Source organism: Collinsella phocaeensis (assembly GCF_900119895.1).
In the GTDB taxonomy this organism is placed as follows: Bacteria; Actinomycetota; Coriobacteriia; order Coriobacteriales; family Coriobacteriaceae; genus Collinsella; species Collinsella phocaeensis.
This window is the reverse complement of sequence record NZ_FQLR01000003.1, coordinates 252,167-266,395: the sequence shown is the minus strand read 5'-3', so window position 1 is coordinate 266,395 and position 14,229 is coordinate 252,167. Positions and strand designations below refer to the sequence as shown.

The following is a 14,229-nucleotide window of genomic DNA, read 5'->3' as shown; positions in this document are numbered from 1 at the left end:
GGCGTCGGAGGCTGCGGGCATGGGTGTCCCCGGGGCGCCCTGGCGAAAGCGGGATCGGGCCCCGGCTGCGGGATGCAAGCTGAACCGCGGCCGGGGCCCGCCCTTGGGAGCGTACCGGTTAGCGGGAGTTCTCGACCTCGATGATGTTGGCGATGTTCGCCTGCTCGGTGGAGCTCAGCACGCTGTTCGCGATCGCGTCGAACTCCTCGGCGGTGTAGCGCTGCGTGTACCAGGGCTGGCTCTGGAAGTAGCTGCGCACGTCGGCGTCGTTGAAGCCGCGGCCGTGGCGGGCGTAGATCTCGTTGCGTGCGAGCATGAGGTCCCAGCTAGAAAGGGAGGAGAGCTCGCCGGTGCTGTAGACGCGCGTGGCGGATTCGGGAAGGATGTAGCTTCCGCCGGCAGGGGTGCTGGCCGAGCTGTCGCCCTGGCTGCCGGATTGCCCCGTCTCGCCGGTCCAGCGCTCGTCGAGCGCGCGGGCGTCATGGGTGCGCGGTTCATCCCACGGCAGGCTCACGTCGCTTTGCCCGTAGAGTCTGTCGCACGTGACGCTTATGCGCTCGCCGGCGAACGGGCGCCACGCGGCGACACCCTCATCGCCTTGCGCCAAACCGATGAGGTGGATGGTAGCGGTGAACGTATCGCGTCCGTCACCGCTGGTGATGGTGGTTTCGAGGGCGTCGTCCAGAAGGAGGATGGCGTACGGGCCGCAGTCGGCGCCGAGGTCGGGAAGAAGATCGGTGCGCCCCTGGTACTCCGCCAGCTCGGCGTCGGTCTCGAAGATGCGGAGCGTGCCCGTGTAGACGGCAAGGCCGGCGGCTCGGGCCTCGGTCACGAGCGGGTTCTCCTGGGGGGTGGGTTCCGCTGCGGCGGGGTCTTCGTCCCTGCTCTCCGCGTCGTCCTTTGCGTCCGCTTTCTTGTCCGCCTTCTTGTCGTCCTGCTTGTCGTCCTTCTTCTGCTCGACGCTGGCCGCTTCGGGCTTGGGCGCCAGCTGCGTGGCGGCGAAGATGCCGCCGCCGATGAGGGCCGCGGCGGCGATGGCGACGCCGGCGATCACGGCGGGCTTCGGCGCGCGCTTGGCGGACTCGGGGGCATCGCCCGCGGCCGGGGCGGCCTCCGCGGGGCCTGCGTTCGCGCCGTCATCGTTTGGACCGGGCTCTGGCGCGCATGCGGGCTGCGGCATCGCCTGGGTCTCGTCGACCGGGGCGGCGCTCTCCGCCGGCTCGGGGGCGTCCTGGGCGGCGGTGGTCGCCTCGGGGATCATCGGTTCCGGATCTCCGGCTCCGGATGCCGTCGGCGCGCCGCAGGCGGCGCAGAACCGGGCTCCGTCCTCAAGCTCTCTGCCACAGCGTTCGCAAAACATCGGGTCTCCCTCCCCGCGCATCGTTCAGACCTCCTTGAGGGTACAGCACCTCAGCGCAGCGACCCCACCTCAATTTAGGGACAGGCACCAATTTGAGGCGCGGGCCTCTCAATTCGAGACTCTCAATTTGGGGACAGGCACTTATTTGAGAGGGGGACGAGCGTCGTGTACGAGAAGCGGGGCCGCGGCCGATCCGGCGGCGCCGTTGGCTCTGCAAGCGCTGCCGCCCCGCAGGAGGCCGACGGCAGCACAAGTCGGAGAACATTCGGAATCGGACGTGCGGCAGGAATCTTGGAGACCGGGGCTTCCGACCCCAGGCCGCCAACGACTGCGCACGGGGCTGCGACTCGTTGCCAATTTGGCGCCACCCGGCGCTCGCGCGCGAGCTGCAGCCCCGCCTCAATTCGGTGCCTGTCCCCTTTCTGAGGGCCCATCCGCGGCGCGGCAAAAGGCTCGGTCCCTCTGTGCGAAGCTGAGGGATAATGGAGCGAACGATGCTGCGTGCGGCCGCGTGTGCGCCGCGTGGGAGGGGAGGCCCCATGTTCTGTCATGCATGCCATGCCGAGGTGCCCGAGGGCGCTGCGTTCTGTCCCGCGTGCGGCGCGCGCATCCCGAGCGCGCCCGTGCCGAGGTACTGCTCGGAGTGCGGTGCCGAGCTCGAGCCGGATAGCCAATTCTGCTCGTCGTGCGGGGCCCGGGCGGATGTTGGCGCCGTGGCGGAGGGATCCGTCGGGCCTGATGCGGAGCACGGGGCGACGACGCCCCCGTCGCCCGCCCAAGGCGGGGCAGGTGCGTCCCAGCCCGACCCCTTCGCATATGTGGAGCCGGCGTATCCGGAGGAGGCGCTCGTGGGATTCGAGGTTTCGGACTCCTCGAGCCCGGACCCGGCGAGTTCCCATTCCGATCCCGCTCTCGACGCGACCCGCGCCGTTCCGGTTTCGCCCGCTGAGTCCGCCTCGGCCGCCCCGACGAAATCCGGCCCCGCCCGTCGCGGGCGCACGGTCGCCATCGCGCTCGGCGTCGTCGCGGCGGTCGCGCTCGCCGGCGGCGGCACGTGGTGGTATTTCGAGTCCCAGCATCGTGCGCGGGAAGCCGCCGAGGCCGAGGCGGAGCGTATCGCGACGGCGCTGCACCCGGTGCTGATCGGGGCGTCCGCGCCCGGCTGGGACACCGAGAAGGGGGCATCGCGCCTCCCGGTGCGCGTCACGGGCACCGGGAAATCCGGCGAGACCGTCGACGAGCTGCAGTTCGTCGACAGCGGCGGAGAGGGCATCGAGCTCGCCCAGGGGTCGTACGAGCTTTCGGTCGAGGCTTCCCCGATCGCGGCGGACGGCACCGTCTACGAGGTTTCGGGTGAGACCATCGAGCTCTCCTTCACCTCGGACGACGCGACGGAACTCATCGACGCGACGAGTCAGGGCGGCTTCAGCCTCACGGCCATCGATGCGCTCGACGTGACCGACGACGTGGTCTCGGATGCCTACGACGCCGCGCTTCAGGACGAGGACGCGGCGGGCGTCGACGCCGCCGGCCTGAAAGACGCCGCCCTCGCGCGCCGCGACGCTGCCGTGCAGGAGCACGACGCCGAGCAGGAGCAGGCTGCGCGGGGCGTGGAGGCCGCCGGATACCGCCTCACCCTTCCCGCCTCCTGGGAGGGCCGCGTGACGGTGCAGGTCGAGGCCGGCGTGGTGCGGGTGTACTCCCGCGTCTGCCCGCGCCTCGAGGTGTGCCGCGTCGAGGTGGCGCGCGGTGACGCGGGCGGCTTGGGTGACGTCTCCGCGTTCACCGTGAGCCCGTCGGTCTCCGTCGGCCAGGGGCATTACGCGACGGTCTACGTGACCAACTGGGGCTGGAAGATCGCCGGCTACAACCTGGAGGGCTCGTCGGATCCGGACGACTTCTTCACGATGGAGGAGGCCCGCGAGATCGTGGACCTGCAGACCGGTGGCGCCTGCACGTACGACGAGGTTCTCGAGGCCCGCAGCGACGGTGGCGGCCGTGACGGCGCCCAGGCTATCCAGAGCTTCCTGGCCTCCGAGCTCGTCCCGACGATCGAGCCGCTCTAGGCTGCGTCGGCTTCATCCTTCCGGTCGCCAAGGACCGCCCGCTCGCGTGCGTCGACGCGCTGCAGGGCGGCGATGGCGCACTCGAGCATGCCGCCCTCTGCCTTGCGGGTGGTGAGGCGCTGCATCTGCATGCCGGGCCAGAGCGCGATCTTGACCAGCGGGCTATCCGGGTGCGCGCCGGCCCACTTGACCGTCACCTCGTAGGATGCGCCCGCCACGAGCGGGACCATCGCGATGCGGGATGCGAGCACGAACAGGTTGCGCCAGATGCCGGAGAGCCCGAGGGAGTCGGTGGCCGCTCCCACGGGGACGACGGCGTGGACGATGAGCGCCACGGCGACGGTCATCACCAGGAACGCGGTGCCGCAGCGCACGTGGAGGCGGGAGAAGCGCGCGGCGTTCTCGGGCGTGAGCGGGAGACCGTGCTCGAAGCAGTGGATCGCCTGGTGCTCGGCGCCGTGGTAGCCGTACAGGCGCGCCATGTCGGGGATGAGGCCGACACCGCCCACGTAGGCGATGAGCAGGGCGATGCGCACCGCGGCTTCGATGAGGTTCCATCCCAGGCTGTTCTCGGCGGTCATGGGGCCGAGCGCGGCGGTCGCGGCGAGCACGGGCAGCCCGACGAACAGTCCGACGCCCACGACGAGCCCTATGCCGACCGAGAGGGCGAATTCACCGCCCGAGAATCCTGCCTGCGACGCGGCCTCGCCGCGTTCCACGGACGCTTCGGAGTCCTCGTCCTCGTATGCGTGGGCCGAGGCGATATCGAGCGCCCGGTAGGAGAGCAGCATCGATTCGACGAAGGAGGCGCAGCCGCGCACGATGGGCAGGCGCGTCCAGGCGGGTCGGTCGCACGCGGGGGCGAGGTCGTGCTCTTCGACGTATATGTCGCCGTCCGGGCGGCGCACGGCGACCGCCCAGCTGAGGCGGCCGCGCATCATCACGCCCTCGATCGTCGCCGCGCCGCCGATATGCGTGGCGAACAGCTCGCCCTCCTCGCCGATGTCGTCGGCGCCTATTCGTTTCATGCGATCTCCTCATCCTTCTGCGCGTCCGGTGCCGCGGGATCCGGCAACGGCGCGCTCGCGCGGCGGTGCCCACCAATGTACCATCGCGCGCCGCGCGCAGGGGGAAGGGGCATAATGGAATCAGCTGGAAACCGAATCGGGCGCTTGGGCTCGCTTCGGTCCGCGACGGGGCGGGCGCATCCGCCTTGCACGCATGTTCTCGGAAGGAGTCGAGATGTCTTTGACCACCATTTCCGCCGGGCGCGTCAGCGCGCGCATCGACAGCATGGGAGCGCAGCTCACCAGCCTCTCCCTGGACGGGCGCGAGTACCTTTGGCAGGCCGACCCCGCCTGGTGGGGCAAGCACGCGCCGATCCTGTTCCCCATCGTGGGGTCGCTCCGCGGCGACGCCGCGATGAGCGCGCAGGGGCCCTGCCGCATGCCGCGCCACGGCCTGGCGCGCATCCGCGAGCACGCCGTCGCCGAGGTCGCCCCCGACGGCTCCTCGGTGACGTTCGAGCTTTCGAGCGATGCCGAGACCCTGGCGGCGTATCCGTATCCGTTCGTGCTGCGCATGACCTATGCGGTGGTCGCGGAGGACACGCTCGCGCAGACGTTCACGGTGGTCAACGCCGGAGACGTCCCGATGCCCTTCGCGGTGGGCGGACACCCGGCCTTCAACGTGCCGGCTCCGGCGGGCCCGGGCGACGCGGCCGGTGAGACGTTCGAGGAGTGCGTCGTGCGCTTCACCCGGCCGTGGACCTGCGAGGCGCCGGTGATCGCCGAGGGCGGCCTGCTCGACTACGAGCATGCGTACACCGTGCTCGACGAGGCCGACGAGCTGCCGCTCACGCACGGTCTGTTCGACCGCGACGCAGTGGTGCTCTCCCGTGTGCCGGACAGCACCGTCACCTTGGTGGGCACCAAGACCGGCCGCGGCGTGCGGATGAGCTTCCCGGGATTCAACCATATCGGCATCTGGTCGGCGCTCGGGGACGCCCCGTTCGTGGCTTTGGAGCCTTGGACCGGCCATGCCACGCTCACGACGGAGGACGACGTGTTCGAGCACAAGCGCGACGTCATCATTCTGCAGCCCGGCGAGACCTGCGAGCGAACGTTCACGATGACGCTGATGTAGGCTTCTGGTCGCGGGAGCTGCCCGTGCGTGCCCGCCGATCGCGTTCCAGATCCATGTGCCGCGCCCCGTCTTCCCCACGGCGAGAGGCGGGGCGCGGGCCTGCCGGTCGGCCGTGGGGGACGTCGGCGGCGGTTATAGATAGGCGCCCAGGTTGAGGCTGGATATATCCATCGCGCTGACCGGTGCGTCCGCCCCGAGGGTGCTCGCCCGCATCAGCATGAAGGGCCGGACAAGCTCCTGATGGTTCTCGGCGAGCTCCCGGGCGAGCGCGGCCGCGTCGCCGCGCGCGAGCTCGATCTGCTCGATGAGGAGCTTCACGCCGCGTCGCCCCATCTCGTATCCGGTCGGGGCGCAGCTGGTGAGCGGGACCGTGCCGCCCCAGGCGAGCGGGTTTCCGTCGCATCCCGAGACGGCGATGTCGCCGGGGACCGCGAGGCCGCAGGCCTGCACGCCTGCGACGGCGCCCACCGCCAGGACGTCGGTGAGCCCCACGATGAAATCGGGCCGGGACGCGCTGCGGTCGACCAGCGTCCGCGCGAGCCCATAGCCGTCGCCGGCCGAGGACCCGTCGCCCTTCTCGAGCACATCGAGCGCGATGTCCGGGTATTTCTCCATCGTGCGCGTCAGGCCTTCGAGCCTCTCGCGCATCTGGGGCGTCTGAAGTGCGCCGATGACGGCGACCCGACGGGCCCCGCGCAGTGCCGCGTGCTCGGCGATGAGCGCCCCCTGCGCGGCGTTGTCGGTGGCGACGAAGTGACCCGGTGCGTCGGAGCGAACGTTGACGTAGGCGATGGGGGTCGAGCCATGCTGGGCGGGCAGGGGGCCGTCGCCCTGCGCGACATGCTGGATCAGGATTCCGGAGAGCTGCGTGCCGGCGAAGTACCGGGCGTACGACGCCTCGCGCTCGATGTCGCCCTCGGCCGATGCGAGCACCAGGCCGTATCCGGCCCGTTCCGCCTCGACGCCGGCGCCGTGGGCGACCTGCAGGGATAGGCCGTGGTCGAGCCGCGGGATGACGAGGCCGATCGTGGGGTTCTTGCCGCCCGCGAGCAGGCGCGCGCTCTGGTTCGGTGCGTATCCGAGTTTGCCGATGGCGGCGTTGACCAGCTTGAGCGTCTCCGGGCGCACCTTTTCGGGGTGGTTGAGGGCGTTTGAGACCGTGCCCAGCGCGACGCCCGCTTCGCGAGCCACGTCCCCGATCGTCACCTTGCCCATGGAACCTCCTGTACCGTGCGGCATCGCCGCCATGCGTTGTCCGCCTCGATTGTACCTGTCTCAAGGCCATCGTTAAAGCGCTTCAACTTTTGAAGGGGATGGGGCCGGCGGGCATTCATGTCCTGTGGTTTCGCGATGGCGTTTTCGTTAACGCTCGATGTGGTATCAAAAAAGAGATACCAGACGGGGCGGTGTGCCCCGTTCCCTCGTTACAATAGGCAGCCGATGCCTCGTCGTCCGGTCCGGGCGCGGGGCGCGCGGCGGCCGCTGACGCTGCCGCAGGCATGACGGACGCTGCGCGGACGCGTCTTCGCGCGCAGATCGAAAGGGTAGCGCATATGTGCGGAATCGTCGGATACACCGGATCTGATACGGCCAAGGACATCCTGCTCACGGGGCTCAAGCGCCTCGAGTACCGCGGGTACGATTCGGCCGGCGTGGCGTTGGAGAACCGCGACGCCGGCACGGGTGCGGCACGCCTCGACGTGGTGCGCCGCGTGGGCAAGGTCGATGGCCTCAAGAGCGAGCTCGCGGGTCGCGATGACGCCGCGACCTGCGGTATCGGTCATACGCGTTGGGCGACGCACGGGCAGCCGAGCGTGGCGAACGCGCACCCGCACGTGAGCTGCGACGGCAGGATCGCCGTCGTGCACAACGGCATCATCGAGAACTTCGCCGAGCTGCGCGAGGAACTCGAGGGGCGCGGCCATCAGTTCCGAAGCGATACCGACACCGAGGTCATCGCGCATCTCGTCGAGGAGGCATATGCCGCCGCGGAGGGTGAGCGCGACATCGTCGACGCCCTGCGCGAGGCCTGCACGCACATCGTGGGCGCCTACGGCGTCGCGGCGGTCTGCGCGGACGAGCCCGGCGTGATCGCGGTCGCTCGCAAGGACAGCCCCATCGTCATCGGGCGCGGGGAGCGGGGCAGCTACGTCGCCTCCGACGTCATCGCGCTTATCGATGCGACGCGCGACGTGGTCGTGCTCGAGGATGGCCAGTTCGCCCGCCTCGCCCCGGAGGGCATCACGTATACCGACGAGCAGGGCCGCGCCATCGAGCCCACGGTGACGCACGTCGACTGGGACGTGGACATGGCGGAGAAGGGCGGCTATCCCGACTTCATGCTCAAGGAGATCTGCGAGCAGCCCCGCGTCGTGCGCGATACGCTCGTGGGCCGCATGAGCGCCACGGGCGAGCTCGATATCGACGAGCTCGGGCTTTCGTTCGAGGAGCTCAACCTCATCGACCGCGTCTACGTGATCGCATGCGGCACGAGCTATCACGCCGGCCTCGTCGCCAAGAACCTCATCGAGGGTTGGGCGCGCATTCCGTGCGAGGTCGAGGCGGCGAGCGAGTTCCGCTACCGCAACCCGATCATCACCCCGTCCACCCTGGTGGTCGCCGTGTCGCAGTCCGGCGAGACGGCCGATACGCTCGCCGCGATCCGCGATGCGCGCATCAAGGGCGCCAAGGTGTTCGGAATCACCAACGTCGTGGGCAGCCCGGTGGCGCGCGAGAGCGACGGCGTCATCTACACGAAGGCGAACAAGGAGATCGCGGTGGCGTCCACCAAGAGCTTCATCGGCCAGATCGTGAGCCTGACGCTGCTTGCCCTGTTGCTCGCGCAGGTAAAGGGCAAGATCACGGTGCGCCAGGCACGTATGCTGTTCCACGAGCTGGGCGACACGGCCGAGCAGATCCAGTGGATCCTGGATACGCAGGCCGATGCGGTGCGCGAGGCGGCGGAGGCCTGCGTGCCGGCGCAGTCTGCGCTGTTCGTGGGCCGCGGCATGGGCGCGGCCATCTCGTACGAGGGTGCGCTCAAGCTCAAAGAGGTCAGCTACCTGCACGCCGAGGCGTACGCGGCGGGCGAGATGAAGCACGGCCCCATCGCGCTGATCGACCCGGGCTTCCCGGTCATCGCCGTGGCCACGAAGAGCCCCACCTACGACAAGGTCGTGTCGAACCTCAAGGAATGCGAGGCGCGCGGCGCGAAGATCATCGCGCTCGCGACCGAGGGCGACGAGGACATCAAGCAAATCGCCGACTACGTCATCTACGTGCCGCGCGTGCGCGACGCCTTCTCCGCCATCACGGCTTCGGTGCCGCTGCAGCTGCTCGCGCGCGAGGTCGCGATCATGCGCGGTTGCGACGTGGACCAGCCGCGCAACCTTGCAAAGAGCGTGACGGTGGAGTAGCGGGCTTCCGGTTTCCGCGTGCCCGCCGGCCGTCGCCTCGGCCTGAGGGCACGCCAGGCGGCGGCGCGGACGTTCCCGGTTTTTGGAGAAACGCGCGGCGCGCCCGCTGCGGGTACGCCGTCCCTAGCGGGGCGGGGCGGGCGGGCAGATCGCTGTCCGCCCGCGGACGAGGGACCAGTCGAAGATATCGGCGAGCTGCTCGGCGCTGCGCGGCGCGTCGTCGGGCGCGAGCCCGCAGGCGTGCGCGAGCCAGCCCAGAAGCCTCTCGGGCGTGCCGAAGCGCGCGCGGAGCTCCCCCATGTCAAGGTCGCGATCGCGTTTGGACAGGCGCCTGCCGTCTTCGGCGACTATGAGGGGTACGTGCCCGTAGCGCGGATGCTCGTAGCCGAGCAGGTCCTGGAGGTACATCTGGCGCGCGGTGGACCCGAGCAGGTCGCATCCGCGCACGACCTCGGTGACACCCATGTCGCCGTCATCGACCACGACGGCGAGCTGGTAGGCGTAGACCCCGTCGCTCCGTCGGACGAGGAAGTCCCCGCACTCCTCCGCGAGCGTCTCGCGGACGGGGCCGAATCCCTCATCGACAAACGAATAGGAGCCCCGCGCCTCCGTGGCGCCCGGCACGCGCAGGCGCAGCGCGGGCGGGCGCGCGAGCGAGCGTGCCCGGACCTCGTCGGCGGGAAGGTCGCGGCAGGTCCCTGCATAGAGCGGGGTTCCGTCACTTGCGTGCGGGGCGCTGGCGGCGTGCAGCTCGGCGCGGGTGCAGAAGCAGGGGTAGACCTCGGCCTCGCGTTGCAGCGTCTCGAGCGCCGTGCGGTAGAGGTCGGTGCGTTCGCGCTGGTAGAAAGGCCCTTCGTCCCAGTAGAGGCCCAGCCAGGCGAGGTCGTCGAGGACGAGCTGGGTCCAGGGTCCGCTTTGGGTGCGCGGGTCGAGGTCCTCGATGCGCATGACGATGCTGCCCTGCTGGCTTCGCGCGGAAAGCCAGGACACGAGGGATGAGAAGGCGTTGCCGAGGTGCATCCGGCCTGAAGGGCTGGGGGCGAAGCGGCCGACGACGGGCCGCGAGGCGCCCGCAGGCGTGGCGGGCCGATCGGCCGACTTGGCGGCGGTGGTGCTGTGCATGAGGTCGTTCATCATGGTGTCGAGTATACGCGTGCAGCAGCATCCCCGGCTGCGGCGGCTCAGGGCGCCGGAACGCGTCGTCGCGACCTGGCCGTCGATGTATGCCCGGCGGGCGCCGGGCGTCCGGGGTCTCGGGGCTTCATGCTTCGGGGCGCCTTCCGGACCCATCGCCACACAGCTTGCGAGGTCTTGGAAACGGTTCGCTCGAGCTGGAAATCAAGGCCGCGTAACCGTTTGGGTTTTTTTTGATATGGCGCGCCCGGTGTGCGCGCCATATAGGTATGCTGATTGTGTTGGAATTATGTTCCCGTGACGCCTTGGCGTCAAAGAGGAAGGGGAGACCATGGCTTACTGCATCGCCTGCGGCAAGCAGATCAGCGACACCGCGAAGTTCTGTCCGTACTGCGGGGGCCGTCAGCCCGAGACGACACCTGCGCCGGCACCTGCTCCCGAGCCCGCGCCGGCTCCGGCCCCTGCGCCCGAACCGGCTCCTGCCCCGGCTCCTATTTCCGAGCCGGAGCAGCATCCCGCTCCCGCACCGAAGCCCGAGCCCGTTGCCGACCCGGTTCCCGCTCCCGCACCGAAGCCCGAACCGGCTCCTGCTCCCGAACCGGCTTCCGGGCCCACTCCCGAGCCTCAGCCCGCCGCCCCGGCTGCTCCCGCCGCCTCCGCTTCGCAGCCTGAGGCGAATCCCGCTCCCCAGTCCGCGCCTGGCCCGCAGCCTGCGCCTGCTCCCATCATGGTCGCGTCCCAGCCGACGCCGCTGTCCCGCGCGTGGAGCGATTGGAAGGCATCGCAGGGCAAGTGGAAGATCGTGGCCAAGATGGCGCTCTTCCAACTCGTTCCCGGCGTCGGCGGGCTTGTGACCAGTGGCTACGCCATCTCCTGGGGTCGCGAGGTGGCGCTTGGCCGCTCCAACCCGATGGATCCCAAGCTCATCCGTCCCGGCGTGCTCGACTCGGGTCTGTACGCCTACGGCACCGCCCTTATTTGCGGGGCCGCTCTGTTCCTCGTCAACCTGCTGGTCGGCGCCCTGTTCGACACCATCAGGCTTTCGGGGCTCGGGCTCTTGATTGCCATGGTGCTCAGCCTCCTCAGCCTGCCCCTCTTCGCGATCATGAAGATGGTCTCGGCGCTCTGCGGGCGCCTGCGCGACGGCCTCAACGTGTCCCGCGCTTGGAAGATGCTTACTTCCCAGGGAAAGACGGGCAAGTTGCTCACGGCGATCATCGTTCCGTCGCTCGTCGTGATCGGTATCGGCATCCTGCTGGTCATCGTGTGGGTTTTCGTGTTCGCTGTGAGCATGGTGGGAAGCATCGGCTCTCAGAGCTGGGGATATTCTTCCATGTATTCCTATTACGGCCCGTTCGCCGGGATCTCCATGTTCCTGGGCATGCTGCCCGCGCTGCTTCTGATGTGGGTGCCGCTGCTGTTCGCGCTGTTCTTCTGCGGTGTCGCCGCCGAGCTCGTCTCCATGCGCGCGCTCGGGTATTGGATGCAGGACTTCCAGCCCGCTTCCTGGCCTGAGTACCAGCAGAACGCGTATTATCAGGCGAGCAAGACGCTCTAACCGTATCCTGATGAGACGGCCCGGCTGCGAGAGAGCGCTGCCGGGCCTTTTGCCCCGTGCCGGCGGGCCGCCGCCCCCGCGGGGCGCATGGTTCGACAGAAAGGACGAAATCGAGATGTTCTGCGAGGAATGCGGCGCGAAGTTGCCGGAAGGCGCGCGGTTCTGCGAGGCGTGCGGCCATCCCGTCGCCCCGCTCGTTCCCGAGCCCGCTTTTGACGGCGCGCCCGACGCCTCCGCGGGCGATGATGCCTGCGCGGCGCGACTCGAGCCCGACGGCTCGGAACGCGCCGAGATCGAGGGCGCGGCGGAGTCCGCGGTCGATCCCTTCCCATCCGATGCCCCGGTGGAAGGCGGATGCCCCGCGACCCCCTCGGTGGACGGTCCCGCGTCGTTTCCGGATGAGGTTTCCGCGCCCGATCCCCTTCCCTGCGCCCAGACCACCCCGCTTCCGTTTGCGTCCCCGGCGCCGGAGCCCGATGCCGCCTCTGGCACCTCGACCGCCCCGTCCCCTTCGCCCGCCCGGCGCCGTGGGATCGCCATCGCTGTCGCAGCCGGCGTCGTCGTGCTTGCCGTCATCGCCGTGTTCCTGGTTCGCGGGATGCTGGGCAAGCGCCCGTCGGACATCCATTACGGGTCCGATGCGGTCGTGACGGTCTCGCGCGTGGCGCTGATCGTTCCGACCGATGACGAGGGCGAGCCGCTCGACCGCTACACCGTCAGCATCGCATTCGCGACGGACGCCTTCGACGACTCCATCGACCTGGCCGACGCGCCGACGTTCACCGTGAGCGGTTCGTCCGGGTTCACCATGGATTCCCTGCTGGGCGAGGACCTTCCCGACGGCACGTACTGGTTCGAGGTCGAAGACGAGGATGGCGTCGTGCGCCCGCTGCCGCCGATCGAGGTGACCGACGACGGGCCGGACGACACGGTCCAGATCACGCCGGAGTCTGATGGCGGGGGTGTCTCCGCACCCGATGAAGAGACGCCGTCCGCTGCGCGCCTGTTCCTCTCCAAGCTCGAAGGGCTCATCGACGAGCATGGAGACCCCGAGCTCTCCTATCAGGAGCTTGAGGGCAATCCGATGGCGGCATGGCAGGTCCGCGCCGACGGGCTGGCCTACACGGAGCTCATCGACTTCGGCGACGGCCTCGAGCGACTGGTCGTCGCCTATATCGTCGACGACGGCATGCCCGACATGATGAGCTCGAACGGGGGCGCGACGTACGCGCTCGAGGTGTGGGAGTACGACGAGGAGTCTTCCGAGATCGTGCGCTCCTGCGATCCGATCGAATTCGTCAATAAAGAGGACGATGACCTCTTAAGCGACCGCCAGCTCTCGATCGCCGAGGCCGAGGACGGCGCGCGCTACCTCGTGTTCGAGAACTACGTGGGCAACGGCGGCATGTTCGACGAGGTCCAGGTCTACGGCCTCGATGAGGACGGGGAGTTCGGCGAGCTCTGCACCGTCTCGTTCGATCTGTCCGGAAACGCCGGAGACGCCCCGACGTTCGAAGGCGAGATGGACCAGAGCACCTTCTCCTCGCTGTTCCGCATGGATGGCGTAGGCGGTCCGAAGTCTCCCTACCGCACGTTCTGGTGGTCGATGACCGGCGAGTCGGAGAAGGAGGCCGAGGCGCTTTCGAGCGACGGGGGCGCATACGATTCCGAAAACGTCGAGGTCGTGTGCCCCGCAGAGATCATCGCCATCACGAACGACACGCTGGATGAGCTCGAGGAACGCTGCGCGTCGAAGGATGCTTCCCAGGGCGAGGCGGTTGACTTCACCGCCGAGCCGAAGGAGGTCCCCGTCACGTACGATACGTATTACTCGGGCTTCGAGGCGCCGGACGGCAGCGCCGATAGCATCTGGACGTATCTCTCGGTCGAGTCCGACGACGCTAACAGCGCCGCGGCCGATCTGACCGAGGAGTTCAAGAGCCGTGCGGAGGACCTGCGGGACGCGACTGAATCCTGGACGCCGGATTCCGGTGACGCCGAGATGACCATCTCGTACGACCAGGCGTGCACGTATGCGCTTGACGGCGTTTTGGGCGTATCGACCCAGCAGGCCGTCACGGGTTGGGGAGCTCATGACATGGTGTCGTATACGGGCGAGATCTACGATGTCGCGACGGGCGACGAGCTCGATGCGTGGGATATCGCCGGTGCGTCTGAAGACGAGCTGTTCGAGCTGGCGTACGACGCGGTTATCGAGCGCGAGCAGTCCATGCCGTCTCCCGTCTCCGCGCCGACGGACGAGGAGCTGCGCTCCGAGCTCTCCGACATCATCGAGGGTGGCGGCTATATCCTCACCGAAGAGGGCATCGAGCTGTCGATTCCCCATTACGCTTTCGGGCATTCCTATGCCGACGGCCGCGGAATGGTTACGGTGCTCTCGTTCGAAGCGTGATCTCCGGGTGAATCGTTGGCACGCGATCCGTTCGCGTGAGCAGGGCCTCCGCGCGCATCGAGACGCGTGCGGAGGCCCGTTTTCTTGCCGGTCCAACCGTAGAGGGGTCAGTGAAATGCGAATTTCTGTTAACCCCC

At 68.9% G+C, this 14,229-nt stretch carries 9 protein-coding genes; 5 read left to right on the top strand and 4 right to left on the bottom strand.

Annotated features, from left to right (window positions below):
- Window positions 1–118: 118 nt before the first annotated feature.
- Window positions 119–1,381, bottom strand: a complete 1,263-nt coding sequence (locus BQ7355_RS01805; protein WP_072414652.1) for a YARHG domain-containing protein — start codon at window positions 1,379–1,381, stop codon at window positions 119–121.
- A gap of 518 nt (window positions 1,382–1,899) precedes the next feature.
- Between BQ7355_RS01805 and BQ7355_RS01800 the strand changes: the two genes are divergently transcribed.
- On the top strand, window positions 1,900–3,426 hold the full coding sequence (locus tag BQ7355_RS01800; RefSeq protein ID WP_072414651.1) for a zinc ribbon domain-containing protein: 1,527 nt from the start codon (window positions 1,900–1,902) through the stop codon (window positions 3,424–3,426).
- Here the strand turns inward: BQ7355_RS01800 and BQ7355_RS01795 are convergent.
- A complete protein-coding gene (locus tag BQ7355_RS01795) occupies window positions 3,423–4,454 on the bottom strand; it encodes a DUF1385 domain-containing protein (RefSeq protein ID WP_072414650.1) in 1,032 nt (343 codons plus the stop codon). The two genes, BQ7355_RS01800 and BQ7355_RS01795, sit on opposite strands and share 4 nt — an antisense overlap.
- A gap of 214 nt (window positions 4,455–4,668) precedes the next feature.
- On the opposite strand from BQ7355_RS01795, the gene BQ7355_RS01790 reads away from it, so the two are divergent.
- Complete coding sequence (locus BQ7355_RS01790) at window positions 4,669–5,571, top strand: aldose 1-epimerase family protein (RefSeq protein ID WP_072414649.1); 903 nt, start codon at window positions 4,669–4,671, stop codon at window positions 5,569–5,571.
- Between the two features lie 132 nt (window positions 5,572–5,703).
- Here the strand turns inward: BQ7355_RS01790 and BQ7355_RS01785 are convergent, their stop codons facing one another.
- Window positions 5,704–6,786: a LacI family DNA-binding transcriptional regulator gene (locus tag BQ7355_RS01785; RefSeq protein ID WP_072414648.1), complete on the bottom strand. Its 1,083-nt coding sequence runs from the start codon at window positions 6,784–6,786 to the stop codon at window positions 5,704–5,706.
- 338 nt (window positions 6,787–7,124) lie between these two features.
- Here BQ7355_RS01785 and glmS point away from each other — a divergent pair, with 338 nt between their 5' ends.
- Complete coding sequence (gene glmS / locus BQ7355_RS01780; protein WP_072414647.1) at window positions 7,125–8,987, top strand: glutamine--fructose-6-phosphate transaminase (isomerizing); 1,863 nt, start codon at window positions 7,125–7,127, stop codon at window positions 8,985–8,987.
- Window positions 8,988–9,110: 123 nt separating this feature from the next.
- On the opposite strand, the gene gluQRS is transcribed toward glmS, so the two are convergent.
- Window positions 9,111–10,109 carry a tRNA glutamyl-Q(34) synthetase GluQRS gene (gene gluQRS / locus BQ7355_RS01775; protein WP_072414734.1) on the bottom strand — a complete coding sequence of 333 codons (999 nt, stop codon included), beginning with the start codon at window positions 10,107–10,109 and terminating at the stop codon, window positions 9,111–9,113.
- A 343-nt stretch (window positions 10,110–10,452) separates the two neighbouring features.
- On the opposite strand from gluQRS, the gene BQ7355_RS09425 reads away from it, so the two are divergent.
- Together BQ7355_RS09425 and BQ7355_RS01765 are read left to right on the top strand one after the other, a co-directional pair.
- Window positions 10,453–11,679 carry a zinc-ribbon domain-containing protein gene (locus BQ7355_RS09425; protein WP_072414646.1) on the top strand — a complete coding sequence of 409 codons (1,227 nt, stop codon included), beginning with the start codon at window positions 10,453–10,455 and terminating at the stop codon, window positions 11,677–11,679.
- Between the two features lie 115 nt (window positions 11,680–11,794).
- Complete coding sequence (locus tag BQ7355_RS01765) at window positions 11,795–14,092, top strand: zinc ribbon domain-containing protein (RefSeq protein WP_072414645.1); 2,298 nt, start codon at window positions 11,795–11,797, stop codon at window positions 14,090–14,092.
- Window positions 14,093–14,229: the final 137 nt, after the last annotated feature.

Coding starts and splice junctions, on each gene's coding strand:
- BQ7355_RS01805 (WP_072414652.1), bottom strand. CDS start 1,381: ATGCGCGGGGAGGGAGACCCGATGTTTTGCGAACGCTGTGGCAGAGAG.
- BQ7355_RS01800 (WP_072414651.1), top strand. CDS start 1,900: ATGTTCTGTCATGCATGCCATGCCGAGGTGCCCGAGGGCGCTGCGTTC.
- BQ7355_RS01795 (WP_072414650.1), bottom strand. CDS start 4,454: ATGAAACGAATAGGCGCCGACGACATCGGCGAGGAGGGCGAGCTGTTC.
- BQ7355_RS01790 (WP_072414649.1), top strand. CDS start 4,669: ATGTCTTTGACCACCATTTCCGCCGGGCGCGTCAGCGCGCGCATCGAC.
- BQ7355_RS01785 (WP_072414648.1), bottom strand. CDS start 6,786: ATGGGCAAGGTGACGATCGGGGACGTGGCTCGCGAAGCGGGCGTCGCG.
- glmS (WP_072414647.1), top strand. CDS start 7,125: ATGTGCGGAATCGTCGGATACACCGGATCTGATACGGCCAAGGACATC.
- gluQRS (WP_072414734.1), bottom strand. CDS start 10,109: ATGCACAGCACCACCGCCGCCAAGTCGGCCGATCGGCCCGCCACGCCT.
- BQ7355_RS09425 (WP_072414646.1), top strand. CDS start 10,453: ATGGCTTACTGCATCGCCTGCGGCAAGCAGATCAGCGACACCGCGAAG.
- BQ7355_RS01765 (WP_072414645.1), top strand. CDS start 11,795: ATGTTCTGCGAGGAATGCGGCGCGAAGTTGCCGGAAGGCGCGCGGTTC.